15 protein-coding genes are annotated in these 16,505 nt (G+C 38.2%); 14 read left to right on the top strand and 1 reads right to left on the bottom strand.

Going from position 1 to position 16,505, the window contains the following annotated elements:
* The 11 genes from GX497_15385 to GX497_15435 all read left to right on the top strand — a co-directional run bounded on the left by GX497_15385 (position 1) and on the right by GX497_15435 (position 11,819).
* Positions 1-219 (top strand): DNA-directed RNA polymerase subunit omega, encoded by a 219-nt coding sequence (locus GX497_15385; protein ID HHY74574.1) that lies wholly within the window; start codon positions 1-3, stop codon positions 217-219.
* A gap of 27 nt (positions 220-246) precedes the next feature.
* Positions 247-1,440, top strand: coding sequence for a bifunctional phosphopantothenoylcysteine decarboxylase/phosphopantothenate--cysteine ligase CoaBC (coaBC, locus tag GX497_15390; GenBank protein ID HHY74575.1), 1,194 nt, complete (start codon positions 247-249; stop codon positions 1,438-1,440).
* Between the two features lie 12 nt (positions 1,441-1,452).
* Positions 1,453-3,867 carry a primosomal protein N' gene (gene priA, locus GX497_15395; GenBank protein HHY74576.1) on the top strand — a complete coding sequence of 805 codons (2,415 nt, stop codon included), beginning with the start codon at positions 1,453-1,455 and terminating at the stop codon, positions 3,865-3,867.
* 58 nt (positions 3,868-3,925) lie between these two features.
* Positions 3,926-4,876: a methionyl-tRNA formyltransferase gene (locus GX497_15400; protein HHY74577.1), complete on the top strand. Its 951-nt coding sequence runs from the start codon at positions 3,926-3,928 to the stop codon at positions 4,874-4,876.
* Positions 4,869-6,209, top strand: a complete 1,341-nt coding sequence (gene rsmB / locus GX497_15405) for a 16S rRNA (cytosine(967)-C(5))-methyltransferase RsmB (GenBank protein HHY74578.1) — start codon at positions 4,869-4,871, stop codon at positions 6,207-6,209. Before GX497_15400 ends, rsmB begins: the two co-directional genes overlap by 8 nt.
* A gap of 5 nt (positions 6,210-6,214) precedes the next feature.
* Positions 6,215-7,276 (top strand): 23S rRNA (adenine(2503)-C(2))-methyltransferase RlmN, encoded by a 1,062-nt coding sequence (gene rlmN, locus GX497_15410; protein HHY74579.1) that lies wholly within the window; start codon positions 6,215-6,217, stop codon positions 7,274-7,276.
* A gap of 4 nt (positions 7,277-7,280) precedes the next feature.
* Positions 7,281-8,039, top strand: a complete 759-nt coding sequence (locus GX497_15415) for a Stp1/IreP family PP2C-type Ser/Thr phosphatase (GenBank protein HHY74580.1) — start codon at positions 7,281-7,283, stop codon at positions 8,037-8,039.
* 6 nt (positions 8,040-8,045) lie between these two features.
* Complete coding sequence (gene pknB / locus GX497_15420; protein HHY74581.1) at positions 8,046-9,980, top strand: Stk1 family PASTA domain-containing Ser/Thr kinase; 1,935 nt, start codon at positions 8,046-8,048, stop codon at positions 9,978-9,980.
* Between the two features lie 34 nt (positions 9,981-10,014).
* The gene (gene rsgA / locus GX497_15425) at positions 10,015-10,896 is read left to right on the top strand and encodes a ribosome small subunit-dependent GTPase A (protein ID HHY74582.1); all 882 of its coding nucleotides are present in this window, start codon (positions 10,015-10,017) and stop codon (positions 10,894-10,896) included.
* Between the two features lies 1 nt (position 10,897).
* Entirely contained in the window at positions 10,898-11,542 is a 645-nt protein-coding gene (locus GX497_15430) for a ribulose-phosphate 3-epimerase (protein HHY74583.1), read from the top strand.
* A 196-nt stretch (positions 11,543-11,738) separates the two neighbouring features.
* Entirely contained in the window at positions 11,739-11,819 is an 81-nt protein-coding gene (locus GX497_15435) for a stage V sporulation protein SpoVM (protein ID HHY74584.1), read from the top strand.
* 29 nt (positions 11,820-11,848) lie between these two features.
* Here GX497_15435 and GX497_15440 read toward each other — a convergent pair whose 3' ends face one another.
* On the bottom strand, positions 11,849-12,034 hold the full coding sequence (locus GX497_15440) for a 50S ribosomal protein L28 (protein ID HHY74585.1): 186 nt from the start codon (positions 12,032-12,034) through the stop codon (positions 11,849-11,851).
* Between the two features lie 232 nt (positions 12,035-12,266).
* Here GX497_15440 and GX497_15445 point away from each other — a divergent pair, with 232 nt between their 5' ends.
* Genes GX497_15445 through recG form a run of 3 tightly spaced genes read left to right on the top strand, consistent with a single transcriptional unit; the run spans position 12,267 to position 16,433 of the window.
* The gene (locus GX497_15445) at positions 12,267-12,629 is read left to right on the top strand and encodes an Asp23/Gls24 family envelope stress response protein (GenBank protein HHY74586.1); all 363 of its coding nucleotides are present in this window, start codon (positions 12,267-12,269) and stop codon (positions 12,627-12,629) included.
* A 43-nt stretch (positions 12,630-12,672) separates the two neighbouring features.
* Positions 12,673-14,355, top strand: coding sequence for a DAK2 domain-containing protein (locus tag GX497_15450; protein ID HHY74587.1), 1,683 nt, complete (start codon positions 12,673-12,675; stop codon positions 14,353-14,355).
* 32 nt (positions 14,356-14,387) lie between these two features.
* Positions 14,388-16,433 carry an ATP-dependent DNA helicase RecG gene (gene recG / locus GX497_15455; GenBank protein HHY74588.1) on the top strand — a complete coding sequence of 682 codons (2,046 nt, stop codon included), beginning with the start codon at positions 14,388-14,390 and terminating at the stop codon, positions 16,431-16,433.
* Positions 16,434-16,505: the final 72 nt, after the last annotated feature.

The raw sequence follows: 16,505 nt of genomic DNA on the forward strand, positions 1-16,505 counted from the left end.
ATGTTATATCCATCGATTGATTCTTTAAAAAGAAAGATTGATTCAAAATATACACTTGTAGCGGTAGCCTCAAAGCGCGCCCGTGAAATGCAGGAGAATAATGACTGCATGTTGGATACAACCGTATCAAAAAAAGCTGTAGGCAAAGCGCTTGAAGAAATAGCTGATGGTTTATTACACTTGCAGTATGATGAAGAAAAAGACAACCTATATTTGTAGGTTGTTATTTTTTTAAGGGGGTTTACGATGAAGGGGAAAAAGATTTTATTATGCGTTTCAGGAGGTATTGCTGTATACAAGGCGGCTGCTTTAACAAGCAAGCTCGTGCAGGCTGGGGCAATTGTTAAAGTGATGATGACACCATCAGCAAGGAAGTTTGTCCAGCCGCTTACGTTTCAGGCGCTATCTCGAAATGATGTTTATGTTGATACGTTTGATGAAAAAGACTCAGACAAAATTGCTCATATTGATTTAGCCGATTGGGCTGACCTTGTAGTAGTTGCTCCAGCGACCGCTAATATCATTGGAAAATTGGCAAACGGCATTGCTGATTGTATGATATCTACAACATTGCTGGCAACAACAGCACGGGTTTGGATTGCGCCGGCAATGAACGTCCATATGTACGATCATCCAGCGGTTAAACGAAATATACATATTTTACATAGCTTTGGTTACGAGTTTATTGAGCCTTCCGAAGGGTATTTAGTATGTGGCTATGTAGGAAAAGGACGCCTAGAAGAGCCAGAAAAGATGGTTGAATTAGTGCAGAACTTCTTTAACGAAGATTCTTTCGGCTTAAAGGGGAAGAAAATACTTGTTACAGCTGGCCCAACGAGAGAAATCATTGACCCGGTGCGCTATATCACAAATCGTTCGACAGGAAAAATGGGCTATGCAGTTGCAGAAGTAGCGGCAAATCTCGGGGCAGATGTAACGTTAATATCAGGACGAACGTCACTAGCGCAACCGAAAAATGTTACGTTTATACAAATTGAAACAGCCCAAGAAATGTATGAAGAGGTTATGAAGTATTACCCGGAAACCGAGCTTGTTATCAAAACGGCAGCTGTTGCTGATTACCGCCCGAGCAACGTTTATGAGCACAAAATGAAAAAACAAGAAGGCGACCTTTCTATTCAATTGGAACGCACGATTGATATTTTAAAAACTTTAGGTGAGCAAAAAGAAAAGCAAATATTAGTTGGCTTTGCCGCAGAAACGGAAAATGTCGAGGCCTATGCTGAAAAAAAATTAAAAACGAAAAATCTCGATATGATTGTTGCTAATAATGTTAAAGAAAAAGGGGCCGGATTTGGTGTGGATACGAATATTATTACGATTTACACGAAGACGGGTGAAAAACTAGAGTTTCCCCTCCTTTCAAAACGGGAAGCAGCTTTGGAGATTTTAAAGAAAGCTGCAACATTTTTAAAATAAAGGACGTTTTTTATGAAAATTGCCAAGGTTATCGTTGATGTACCTGCCGACAGAATAGATCGCTCTTTTGATTATCTTATACCTGAAGAATGGACAGCCTATGATTTTGTCCAGCGAGGAATGAGGGTAGTCGTCCCTTTTGGACCGCGGAAAATTCAAGGATTTGTCGTCGGCTTCGCTGATCACAGCGAATTTGAGCAACTGAAACAAATCGATTCAGTTCTTGATCTAACTCCCGTATTAACACCTGAATTATTAGAATTAGGTGAATGGCTTCGTGATACAACACTTTGCTTTTTAATCACGGCCTACCAAGCGATGCTTCCAGCGGCGATGAAAGTCAAATATGAAAAGGAAGTCCGCGTGCAAAATGATAGTTTCATGATTGAAACCGAGCTTAAACCGTTTATTAATAAAGGAACAATTCAATGGAAAGAGATTGAAAACAATAATAAGATTTTTCCGCTTATTCAAAAGGAAATAAAAAATGGCAATATGGAAGTTGTTTATCGAATTAAAGATCGGGCCAACAAAAAGAAAGTAAAAATGATTAGCCCAAAACAAACGAAGGAAGAGTTACAAGAAACTTTCGAATCCTTCGGCAATCAAGCGATGAAACAAAAAGAAGTTTTGCAGCATTTTATTACTGAGCCTAAAGAAATAGAACTACAACAGCTACTTGCAATTTTAAAGACAACAGTTTCTCCAGTAAACACGTTAGTAAAAAAAGGGATTTTACAAGAAGACTATCAAGAAGTGTATCGCGATCCGTATGAACATCGAGATTTTAAAAAGACGATGCCGCTACCCTTGACAGCGGAGCAAACAAAAGCGATTACACCGATTTTACATAGCATAAACAATCAAGACCATGCTGTTTACTTAATGTATGGGATTACGGGCAGCGGCAAAACCGAAATTTATTTGCAATCCATCGCTGAAGTTTTAAAACAAGGGAAAGAAGCAATCATGCTTGTTCCGGAAATTTCATTAACACCAATGATGGTTGAACGGTTTAAAGGCAGATTCGGCAATGAAGTAGCCGTCATGCACAGCGGTTTGTCAGCAGGCGAAAAGTATGATGAATGGCGAAAAATCCAAAAGAAAGAAGTTCGCGTCGTTGTTGGCGCGCGCTCGGCCGTTTTTGCGCCCTTTGAAAATCTCGGTATTATCATTATTGATGAGGAACATGAAACAAGCTACAAACAAGAGGAAAATCCACGCTATCATGCTAGAGATGTCGCAATTAAACGTGGAATGATTCACAACTGTCCTGTAATCCTAGGGAGTGCAACCCCTTCATTAGAATCTTTTGCTCGTGCTCATAAAAATGTCTACCAATTGCTAACGTTAAAAGAGAGGATTAATACAAGTGCCTTGCCAACCGTGGAAATTGTTGATATGAGGGAAGAACTTCGTGCTGGTAACCGCTCAATGTTTTCGCGCGCCCTATTAGAGAAGGTAAAGGACCGGCTTGAAAAAGGTGAACAATCGGTGTTGTTTTTAAATAGAAGGGGATTTTCAACTTTTGTTATGTGCCGTGATTGCGGTTATGTGCTCAACTGCCCTCATTGTGACATTTCACTAACATATCATAAGCGTGATAATAAGTTGAAATGTCATTATTGTTCATTTGAAATGCCACTTCCAAAAATTTGCCCAGAGTGTAATAGCGAACATATTCGTTTTTTTGGAACAGGAACGCAAAAAGTCGAGGAGGAGTTGGCAAAAATTTTGCCCGAAGCAAGGGTGATTCGCATGGACGTCGATACAACAAGCAAAAAAGGGGCCCATGAAAAATTATTGCATGCCTTTGAACAAAAACAAGCCGATATTTTACTTGGAACACAAATGATTGCCAAAGGGCTAGATTTTCCAGATGTCACCTTTGTTGGTGTGTTGGCAGCGGATTCGATGCTCCATATTCCCGACTTTCGTGCCAGTGAAAAAACATTTCAATTAATCACGCAAGTAAGTGGGCGCGCAGGCCGGCATCATTTACCAGGTGAGGTGGTTATACAAACATATAGTCCGGAGCATTTTAGTATCGAGCTTGCGGCTATTCCAGATTATGAAAGCTATTATGGGAGAGAAATGCTAGTGCGGAAAAACTATCATTATCCACCATTCTATTATTTGACATTAATAACGGTATCCCATCCCGAGTTAATGAAAGTCGTGGAAACTACTGAGAAAATTTCTCAGTTCCTCAAAGGGAAGTTGTCGAATCAGACAATCGTCCTTGGTCCAGTGGCTTCACCTATTCCAAGGGTAAAGGATAGATATCGCTACCAATGCATGATAAAATACAAAGATGAACCAAGGCTTGCGAAGACTTTGCAAACGCTTCTCCACTATTATCAACAAGAGATAAGTAGAAGTGAGCTGCAAATCGCAATTGATATGAATCCATATATGATGATGTAATGTATGACAAGAAATTGAAACGCTAATAATGTAGATAGTTAAGGGAAGGTGTAAACCGATGACACGGATCGTATTTATGGGGACGCCGGATTTTTCAGTGCCGATTTTAAAACAATTATTAACGGATGGCTATGATGTTGTTGGGGTTGTAACACAGCCAGATCGGCCTAAAGGACGGAAGAAAGAAGTAACACCGCCACCGGTGAAAGTGGAAGCCTTAAAATATGCAATACCAGTTCTTCAGCCGAACAAGATTAAGAATGAAGATGAGCTACAAGAGGTGTTGGCACTAAAACCGGATTTAATCGTAACAGCTGCCTTTGGACAAATTCTACCGCAAAAATTGTTAGAGGCTCCGGAATATGGTTGTATTAATGTCCATGCTTCATTGCTTCCAGAATTAAGAGGCGGTGCGCCAATTCATTATGCTATTTTACAAGGGAAGAAGAAGACAGGGATTACGATTATGTATATGGCTGAAAGATTAGATGCTGGCGATATTTTGACACAAGCAGAAGTAATAATTGAAGAACATGATAACGTTGGTACGCTGCATAATAAACTAAGTGAAGTTGGGGCAAAGCTATTATCCGAGACAATCCCGCTTTTATTAGATGGGAAACTTACACCGATTAAGCAAAATGATGAAGAAGCGACTTTTGCCGCTAATATAAAACGTGAGCAAGAAAAAATCGATTGGCATAAATCGGGCGAAGATATTTATAATCAAGTCCGCGGCCTCCACCCTTGGCCTGTTGCTTATACATATATGAAAGGACAAGTTGTTAAAATTTGGTGGGGAATGAAAATCCAAGAAAATTCTAATCATAAGCCGGGTACAATTATTCGTCTTGAAGACGATGGGATTGTCGTTGCCACAGGGAATGCGACAGCTATAAAAATTACCGAATTGCAGCCATCTGGTAAAAAAAGAATGACGGCGAAAGCATTTTTACGAGGTGCTAGTGAACTTGCAGTTGGTGAAATGCTAGGAGAAGAAAATGAGTAAAAATGTACGTGAAGTTGCCTTAGATAGCTTGTTACAAATTGAGGAAAAACAAGCCTATAGCAACTTATTATTAAACCAAATGATTGAAAAACATAAGCTTGAAAGTAAAGATGTTGGGCTATTAACGGAAATTGTTTATGGAACAATGCAAAGAAAAATGACTATTGATTATTTCTTGCAGCCTTTTTTGAAAAAACAAAAAAAAATACAATTATGGGTTTTGAGCCTTTTAAGATTATCATTGTACCAAATGATTTATTTAGATCGCATCCCCGAGCGCGCTGCTATACATGAAGCAGTCGAAATTGCCAAAAAAAGAGGACATCGTGGCATAGCTGGAATGGTCAACGGTGTTTTACGTTCGGTCCAGCGGGAGGGTGTTCCAAGTTTGGACGAAATAAACGATTCCTTTCAGCGCTTATCAATCGAAATGAGTTTCCCTTTATGGTTAATTAAAAAGTGGGTAGCCCAATATGGGATGGACACAACAAGAAAAATATGTGAAAGCTCACTCGTCCCACCACAAGTTTCGGCGCGAGTAAACTGCAAAAAAGCAACGGTTGAAGAAGTCATTTCTCTTTTGAAAAAAGAAAATATTTCTGCTGATAGAGGGGCGTTATCTCTAGATGCTATTACTGTTGCAAATGGAAATGTAGCAAAAACAAAAGCCTTTCAAGATGGGTATGTTACGATTCAAGATGAAAGCTCGATGTTAGTTGCGCGCGCATTGGCTCCTACTAGCAATGATGTAATCCTTGATGCCTGTGCAGCACCAGGGGGAAAAACAACCCATATTGCCGAATTGCTTAGCAATAATGGAAAAGTAATTTCTGTTGATTTGCATCGACATAAGGTAAAATTAATTGAAGACCAAGTGAAACGGCTACAGTTATCAAACGTAGAAACGCTCGTTAGTGACAGCTCGAATTTACAAGAGCATTTTAAGCCGGAAACATTTGACCGTATTTTAGTTGATGCTCCTTGTTCTGGATTCGGAGTGATTCGGCGCAAACCGGATATAAAATATAGTAAAAAAGCGGATGATATTGCTCAATTAGCTGAAATACAATTAAGTATTTTAAATAGTGTTGCGAAGTTATTGAAAAACAATGGAACGCTTGTTTATAGTACTTGTACAATTGATAAAGAGGAAAATGAAGAGGTTGTGAAAAAATTTTTAGCGCTGAACGGCCAGTTCACGATTGATGAAACATTGCAAGAGCGCATGCCAGAAGAGCTACAGCCTTATGTCAAAAATGGACAAGTTCAAATTCTTCCGCATTATTTTGCTACAGACGGATTTTTTATTGCTAGCTTTAGGAAGCAGGTGTAATCAACATGGAATTAAATAAGCAAAAGCCTTCAATCTATTCACTGCAATTAAATGAATTAGAAGATTGGCTAAAGAAAGAAGGGGAGCCGAAATTTAGAGCTGCCCAAATTTTTGATTGGCTTTATAAAAAACGGGTTGATAATTTTGCAGAAATGTTGAATTTATCAAAAGGATTGCGCGAAAAGTTGGCGAATGATTTTGTTATAACAACTTTAAAAACAATCGTTCAACATACTTCACAAGATGGTACGCTTAAATTTTTATTTGAACTTCATGACGGATATTCAATTGAGACAGTGCTAATGCGCCATGATTATGGAAATTCAGTGTGCGTGACAACCCAAGTAGGCTGTAGAATCGGCTGTACGTTTTGTGCTTCAACGCTTGGTGGTTTAAAACGTGACCTCGAAGCAGGGGAAATTGTTGCCCAAGTTTTAAAGGTGCAAAAGGCGCTAGATGAAACAGATGAAAGAGTTGGTTCGATTGTTGTAATGGGAATTGGCGAGCCGTTTGATAATTACGAATCATTGTTGTCATTTTTAAAAATAGTAAATAACGAAAAAGGTTTAAACATCGGAGCAAGACATATTACCGTATCGACGAGTGGAATTGTTCCGAGAATATATGACTTTGCCAATGAAGAATTGCAGATTAATTTTGCTATTTCCTTGCATGCACCAAACACAGAGCTTCGCAGCCGCTTAATGCCAATCAATAAAGCTTATGATTTGAAAGACTTAATCGAAGCAGTGAAATATTATACGGAAAAAACAGGCCGCCGGGTCACCTTTGAGTATGGATTATTTGGCGGTATCAATGACAAGACGGAGCACGCTGAAGAACTTGCACAGTTAATTAAAGGCCTTAAATGTCATGTGAATTTGATTCCTGTTAATTATGTGCCCGAAAGGAACTACGTCCGCACTCCTAAAAATCAAATCTTCGCTTTTGAAAAAACGTTAAAAAAACATGGTATTAACGTAACAATTCGCCGGGAACAAGGACATGATATTGAGGCTGCTTGTGGACAGCTGCGGGCGAAGGAGCGAAAAGAAGAGGCGAGGTGAAACTATGAAGTCAGTTTTTTTAACTGATCGGGGAAAGGTTAGGCAGCATAATGAAGATAGCGGTGGTATTTTCTTTCTTGAAAATGAATTGGCGTTAGTTGTTGTGGCAGATGGTATGGGTGGACATCAAGCAGGAGACGTTGCCAGCCAGATGGCAATCGCAGAAATAGAAAAGCTATGGTCTAAAGAAACAGAAGAGCAATTGTCAACACCTGAAAAATCGGCACAGTGGCTCAAAGAAGCTGTAGCCAAAATAAATACGTCAATCTATCAGTATGCAAAAGAAAATGAAGATTGCCAAGGAATGGGAACAACGATTGTTGTTGTTGTCCTAACCCGAGAATTTATTACCGTTGGCAATATCGGTGACAGCCGCTGTTACATTTTAAATAATAATGGCTTTGCCCAAATTACGGATGATCATTCACTTGTGTATGAATTAGTGCGCAGTGGGCAGATTTCTCCCGAAGACGCCGAGCATCATCCCCGCAAAAACGTGTTAATGAGAGCATTGGGAACAGAAGAGACCGTAGCCTTAGATATAAAGACATTAGAATGGGAAAGAAATGACATTTTGCTCCTTTGTTCTGATGGATTAACGAATAAAGTTTCAGCATCGGACATTCACACGATTTTAGGGGAAGAAAGTGAAGTAGAGAGTAAGGCTAGACAGCTCATCGAAAAGGCCAATGAAGCGGGTGGAGATGATAATATTACCGTTGCCATCGTTAAGCATGACTGGACGGAAAGTGGAAGTGAGTGATGAATTTTGATACTCGGTAAGCGGTTAAATGGTCGATACAAAATTATTGACATCATCGGCGGCGGCGGAATGGCAAACGTATACCTAGCACATGATATGATTTTAGATCGTCAAGTTGCTGTCAAGGTATTAAAACCGGAATTTTCCAACGATGATGAATTTATTAAACGTTTTCGTCGGGAAGCTCACTCAGCAACAAGTCTAAATCATCCTAACATCGTTAATATTTATGATGTCGGGGAAGAAGGTAATATTTATTTTATTGTGATGGAGTATGTTGATGGGCAAACATTAAAACAATATATTCAACAGAATAGAGTCATTCCGGTTGAAAAAGTAATCGATATTATGAAACAAATTACAGCAGCAATTGAACATGCCCATCAAAATCAAATCGTTCATCGTGACATAAAGCCACATAATATTCTTATTGATTACGACGGACATGTAAAAGTGACTGATTTCGGAATTGCGATGGCCTTAAGTGCAACTTCAATCACGCAAACAAATTCGGTGCTTGGCTCTGTCCATTACTTATCACCCGAACAAGCGCGAGGCGGAATGGCAAATAAGAAATCTGATATATACTCTCTTGGTGTTGTTATGTTTGAACTATTAACAGGCCGTTTGCCCTTTTCAGGAGAATCGGCGATTTCGATTGCTTTAAAGCATTTGCAGAGCGAAACACCGTCACCGAAAAGATGGAATCCAGATATTCCGCAAAGTGTTGAAAATATCGTATTAAAAGCAACTGTAAAGGATTCTTTTCAACGATATGATAGTGTTACGGAAATGCGCAATGATTTAGAAACAGCCCTTGACCCGAAGCGGATTAATGAAGATAAATTTATTATTCCTGAAGATGATGAAGCAACGAAAGCAATCCCAATCATCACAAGTGAACACCAAATTGAACAAAGTCATGATACGATTATTCATCCCGTAAAAAAGGAAAAAAAGAAGTCTAAGAAACGACTTTTCATGACTATATTAGCAGTAGCATTATTAATAGGAGGGCTAGCTGTTGCTGCACTATTAACAATACCAGGACTCTTAGAGCCAAAGGATGTTGTTATTACTGATGTTACTAATTATACGATGGCAGAAGCAATCGAAGAGCTTCAGTCCATTGGCTTAAAAGTAAAGCCAAAGAAAATTGCCGATGATTTAATCCCTGAAGGCTCGGTTATAAAAACAGATCCGCCCGTTAACTCAACCGTTAAGGAAGGGTATGAAGTAACCGTATATGAAAGTTTAGGTAAAGAAAAAATTAAGTTTGAAAATTATCTTGGTTATCAATTAGATGATGCAAAACGGGAATTAGAAATAAAAGGCATTCTCGATGAACATATTCTACCAAACTATGTGGAAAGTGATAGACCTGAGAATGAAATTGTTGGACAGCTTCAACCAAAACCGGATGAACGAATTAATCCTGATGAAATAAATGGGATGTGGGTTATTTTTCAAGTATCGAAAGGCCCGCAATTAAAAATACCGAATATGGTTGGTTGGAAGGAAGAGCGAGTTAGAAAATTTGTTAAGGAAAATAATTTGCCACTTGATACTAGTGAAGGACGGTATTCAAACGAAGTGGAAAATGGTCTTGTGCTTTTACAGGAACCTATTGGTGGAACAATAATTAAAAAAGGGACAATGATTAAAGTCGTCCTTTCAAAAGGGCCGGAACCGAAAGTTTATGAGTTTACAAAGGTTATCCCAATTTATAATGAAATAAATGAAATGGAACAAATAGTGGAAGTTTACATTGAAGATATGGAGCATGAAATGGCTGGAAGGCCTGAAGTAATAAGAATTAAAGAAACAACGGAAATTCCAATCAAATTGGTTATTCCTTATAACGGGAAGGCTTCGTATAAAATAAAGGTGAATGGAAATTTATTAGATAGCGGGGAAATAAGTTACGATTCTGTTCCATAATCATCGCAAGTAAAATTATTTTTGGAGGTTGTGCATGACAGAGGGAAAAATTATTAAAGCACTAAGTGGTTTTTATTATGTTTTACATGAGGATGGTATTACACAATGTAGAGGGAGGGGCGTTTTTCGGAAGAATGGTGTTACGCTGCTTGTAGGTGACTATGTTACTTTTGAAGCTGAAAATGAAACTGAAGGGTATATTATGGAAATTAAGCCGAGAAAAAACGAACTTATAAGACCGCCTATTTCCAATGTAGACCAAGCTATTCTCGTCTTTTCAGCGGCAGCACCGAATTTTAGCCCAGTTCTTCTCGACCGTTTTTTAGTGCTTATCGAGTCAAATTATATTACCCCTGTTATATGTATTACTAAGATTGATTTATTAGAGGAAGAAAATTTACGGAAAATTAACAACTATGCAAATGATTATAAAGAAATTGGTTATGAAGTCATATTTACATCCTCAAAGACAAAGGATGGTATTGAAAAACTAAGACCTTATTTGCGAGACAATATTTCGGTATTTGCAGGACAATCCGGGGTTGGGAAATCTTCATTATTAAATGCATTATTACCTGAATTGTCGTTGAAAACAAATGATATATCGAATCACTTAGGGCGTGGGAAACATACGACTAGACATGTTGAGTTAATTCGATTTGAAACTGGTTTAGTGGCAGATACCCCTGGCTTTAGCTCATTAGATTTTATTAATATCGAAGCTGATGAGCTTGAGCGTTATTTTCCGGAAATAAAAGAAAAGTCGAAAAATTGTAAATTTAGAGGTTGTTTACATGTAAAAGAACCAAAATGTGCGATAAAAGATGCTGTGGAGAAAAATGAAATTCCATCTTATCGCTATGAACATTATGTAGAATTTCTTGAAGAAATAAAAGAGAGAAAGCCGAGGTACTAACATGATTAAAATCGCACCATCTATTCTATCAGCAGATTTTGCTAAATTAGGGGATGAAATTAAAGATGTCGAAAATGGGGGAGCGGACTATATTCATGTTGATGTAATGGATGGGCACTTTGTTCCAAATATTACAATTGGTCCACTAATTGTCAATGCCATTAGACCGATTACTAGTCTGCCGCTTGACGTTCATTTAATGATAGAAAACCCTGATTTGTACATTCCAGAGTTTGCTAAAGCGGGGGCCGATCTTATTACTGTTCATGTTGAAGCATGCAAGCATTTACATCGAACCCTTCATTTGATCAAGGATAATGGCGTGAAAGCTGGCGTTGTTCTTAATCCAGCAACACCAGTAAACATGATTGAACATATTCTTGATGACATTGACATCGTCTTATTTATGACGGTGAATCCAGGATTTGGTGGCCAAAAATTTATTCATCCCGTTTTACCTAAAATAAAAACAGCTGCCGACATGATAAAGGATCGTGGGTTAGACATTGAAATTGAAGTTGACGGCGGTGTGAATCCTGAAACGGCGAAGCTTTGTATCGAAGCAGGTGCGAACGTTCTTGTTGCAGGATCGGCCGTTTTTAATAAGGAAGATAGAAAAAAGGCAATCGCCGACATACGTGGATAGGAAGCAGGGTTCTCTTGCTTCCTTTTTTTATTTCAAAAGTTCTCAATTAAAAGGTATAAGCATATGCTAGGTATAGGTAAGTGGCTATTATATATAAATCATTTAGGTACTTTTTTACTTCCTTTGAATATATTAAAAACGTGATTAATGTGGCCATGAAAATCGGAAAAGGTAATCCGCTTTGAGGAGGGAAATTATGAAGTTTTATACGATTAAACTACCAAAGTTTTTAGGTGGGTTTGTAAGAGCGATTATTGGAGTATTTAAAAAAGACTAAAAAAGCACCTTATGAAGGTGCTTTTCTTCTTATACGCGTTCTACTTTGCCTGATTTAAGAGCACGTGCAGAAACCCATACACGCTTTGGCTTGCCATCAACTAAAATGCGCACTTTTTGTAGGTTAGCGCCAAATCTACGTTTATTAGCGTTCATCGCATGTGAACGGTGGTTACCTGAACTAGTCTTTCTGCCAGTAATGACACATTGTTTCATTTTATTTCCCTCCTCTAGCTACAAACAAATTGCACTAATATCCAGTTTAAAAACCCTTCATTACTTTATCATAAATAATAGAGGAAAGCAATAAATGATTGTAGGATAGTTCAAGAAAATTTACTTGACAGTATTGCAAAACAAGTGGTGCTACTTTTAATGTCGGTAATCTTATAGTAAAATGGCGTTAAGTAACAGGAATAGTATAAGGCTTAATAAAAGGGGGATCATTATGTCCATTGAAATGAAAACAGAGTATGGTCAAATTGAGATATCGAACGAAGTGATTGCAACTATTGCAGGTGGTGCTGCTGTTGATTGTTACGGAATTATCGGAATGGCTTCCAAAAACCAATTAAAAGATGGAATTTCGGAAATTTTAAGAAAGGAAAACTTTAAAAAAGGTGTCCTAGTTCATCAAGAAAATGATGAAGTCCATATCGATATGTACATCATTGTCAGCTATGGTACAAAGATTTCCGAAGTAGCACATAATGTGCAAGAAAAGGTTCGATATACTCTCAATCAAACATTAGGTTTAGCTATTGACTCCATCAATATATTTGTACAAGGTGTTCGGGTTATCAATCCATGATCTACACTTCATTTTTAACGGATTTTTAAGGAGGCAATTTTTTGTGACAATGCAACAATTAAATGGGATACAATTTGCGCAAATGGTGCTTTTAGGTGCTAATAATTTATCAAGAAACGTGAAAATGGTTGATGCATTAAATGTATTCCCTGTTCCAGACGGAGATACAGGAACAAATATGAATTTATCGATTACGTCTGGAGCAAATGAAGTAAAACGACAAATGGATAGCCATGTTGGTAAAGTAGCGAATGCTTTTTCGAAGGGCCTTTTAATGGGCGCTCGGGGAAACTCAGGTGTTATTTTATCGCAATTATTCCGCGGCTTTGCAAAAGCAATTGAGTCAAAGGAAATGATTACAAGCTTTGAATTTGCCGCTGCCTTTGAGGCGGGTGTGTTAGCCGCTTACAAGGCTGTTATGAAGCCTGTTGAAGGAACAATTTTGACTGTTGCAAAGGATGCAGCTAAAAAGGGGCTTCAAATTTCTAAAAAAAATAACGATATCGTTTCTTTGATGGAAGCGGTGTTAGAAGAAGCTAGGGAATCATTAAAGCGCACTCCCGATTTATTGCCTGTTTTAAAAGAAATTGGTGTAGTCGATAGCGGTGGTCAAGGGCTTGTTATGATTTATGAAGGCTTTTTAGCGGCATTAAAAGGAGAAGAACTCCCAGAAGTATGTGAGGAACAACCATCACTCGAAGAACTTGTAAAGCATGAACATCATAAATCTGCCCAAAGTCATATGCTAACAGAAAATATTGAGTTTGGCTATTGCACCGAATTTATGGTCAAATTTGAAGCTGATAAATTAAAAAGCAACCCTTTTTCAGAAGACGTTTTCCGACAAAAATTAAGTGAGCATGGTGATTCCTTGCTTGTCGTTTCTGATGAAGATGTTGTGAAGGTCCATATCCACGTTGAATATCCTGGAAACGTTTTAAATTATGCGCAAAAATTTGGCAGCCTTATTAAAATAAAGATAGAAAACATGAGGGAGCAGCACTCAGCTATTGTGGAAGCTGAACACCATACTACAATAATAAAAGAAGCACAAGTACCACAGAAAAAGAATGAATATGGAATTGTTACAGTTGCGATGGGAAGCGGAATTGTTGAGTTACTAAAAAGCCTAGGTGCCGGGGCGGTAATTGAGGGCGGCCAAACTATGAATCCTAGTACGGAAGATATCGTCCAAGCAATTAACGATGTTCATGCTGAAAAGATTATTATTTTACCGAATAATAAAAATATCATTATGGCTGCTAATCAAGCTGCATCTGTTGTCGACCAAGAGGTTATTGTGATCCCATCAAAAACCGTTCCACAGGGAATGACATCTCTTTTAGCTTTTAATCCGTCAGCAAGTTTAGCGGAAAATGAAAAAGCGATGAATGCAGCTTTAGGCAATGTGAAAACGGGCCAAATCACCTATGCGGTTCGTGATACAGCCATCGATGGATTGGAAATCAAGAAAGATCATTTTATGGGAATTTTTGATGGAAAAATCGTTGTTACGGATGAAAGCAGAAACAAAGCAGCGATAGCTTTATTAGAAAAAATGATTAACGAGGATGATGAAATCATTACGATTCTTCAGGGTGAGGATGCTACGAATAGTGATATCGAGGAGCTTCAACAATATTTGGAAGAAAACTATGAAGATGTTGAAGTTGAAATCCATAATGGCAAACAACCTTTATACCCTTTTGTTTTTGCAGTAGAATAACAATAAGTTTGCAATAAATGAGGCGCAGCAACATGAACAATTTAAACGAAGAGATTATTAATATAAAAGGAATTGGAGAGGAAACGGCCTCAACTTTAAATGAAATGGGCATCCATACAATTCGAGAGCTTTTGCAATATTTTCCGTATCGTTACGAGGACTTTCGAATTCGTGATATGAGAGATGTCAAGCATGATGAAAGAATTACCGTCGAAGGGAAGGTTCATAGTGAGCCTTCTTTGACATTTTATGGGCGTAATAAGTCGCGCCTACTAGTGCGGGTTTTTGTTAATCAAATCCTCATTTCCGTGATTTTTTTCAATCAGCCTTATTTGAAAAAACAAATTGCCATCGGTGATACCGTTACAATTACAGGTAAATGGGATCAACATCGGCAAACGATTACAGGAAATATTTTGAAAAAAGGGTCGGTTATTCGAAAACAAGCGCTTGAAGCTGTATACTCCGTTAGAGGAAAAATAACCGTCAAAGGGATGCAGCGGCTTATATCACTTGCATTGAATCAATATGGTGCTAGCATCGGGGAGCTTTTTCCGCCATCAATCTTAAAAAAATATAAATTATTAACTAAAAAAGAGGCCATCTTTCAACTTCATCAGCCGATAAGTGCCGAACATTTAAAACAAGCAAGGAGACGTCTTGTTTATGAGGAATTTTTGCTTTTTCAATTAAAAATGCAGGCATTAAGGAAGTTTGAAAGAGAACAAAGTGGTGGAGTTTCGCAGGTCTTTTCCAAAGAAGTGGTCAATCAGTTTATCACCTCTTTACCATTCCCGTTAACAAATGCTCAAAAAAGAGTAGTTGATGAGATTCTTAACGATATGGCTTCACCTTACCGAATGAACCGCCTGTTGCAAGGCGATGTGGGCTCTGGAAAAACGGTTGTGGCAGCCATTGCTTTATTTGCAACAATCAGGGCAGGATATCAAGGGGCCTTAATGGTACCGACTGAAATTTTAGCTGAGCAGCATGCCGCCTCCCTTTCAGTTATTTTAGAGCTGCAGCAAATAAAAACGGCTCTGTTAACAAGCTCGATTAAAGGCAAGAAAAGACAAGAAATACTTGGACAATTAAGAGATGGGGAAATTGATGTATTAATTGGCACCCATGCGTTGATTCAAGACGAAGTTAATTTTAATAGACTTGGCTTAGTGATTACCGATGAACAACATCGCTTTGGAGTTGAACAACGGCGTGTTTTAAGAGAAAAAGGCGAAAGCCCTGACGTATTATTTATGACAGCGACTCCGATTCCACGGACACTGGCAATTACTGTATTTGGCGATATGGATGTATCGATTATTGATGAAATGCCGGCAGGACGAAAGCAAATTGAAACGTATTGGGTAAAAGACAAAATGCTTGAACGGGTTTTGCAATTTATCCATAAGGAAATCGTAAAAGGGAGACAAGCTTATGTTATTTGTCCGTTAATCGAGGAATCGGAAAAACTCGATGTGCAAAATGCGATTGATGTTCATAGTATGCTTGTTCAATATTATCCTACCTCTATTCAAGTTGGCTTAATGCATGGCAGGCTTCTTGCTAGTGAAAAAGACGATGTTATGAAAAAATTTAGCGAAAATGAATATCAAATTCTTGTTTCAACAACTGTTGTTGAAGTCGGCGTTAACGTACCTAATGCCACTGTAATGGTTATTTATGATGCCGAAAGATTCGGTCTTTCTCAGCTCCATCAATTAAGAGGGCGTGTTGGTCGCGGCAGCGACCAGTCCTATTGTATTCTAATAGCAGATCCAAAGTCTGATGTCGGAAAAGAACGGATGAATATTATGACCGAGACAAATGATGGTTTTGAACTATCACAAAAAGATTTGGAATTAAGAGGACCTGGAGACTTTTTTGGCAAGAAACAAAGCGGTTTACCAGAATTTAAGCTTGCCGATATGGTTCATGACTATAAAATATTGGAAGTTGCCAGAAATGATGCGGCAAAACTAATTGACTCAACTGCTTTTTGGAAAAGCGAGGAATTCCTCCTATTACGTAGCTTTCTAGAAAAAACAGGAGTCTTAAAGGGTAAAAAACTAGATTAAAAGGAAAATAAGGCTTGCAAGCATGTTTGAAAATCCCTATACTACTATTAGTACCTAGTCATAGTATCGGAA

This window comes from Bacillus sp. (in: firmicutes) (genome assembly GCA_012842745.1).
Taxonomy (GTDB): Bacteria; Bacillota; Bacilli; order Bacillales; family Bacillaceae_J; genus Schinkia.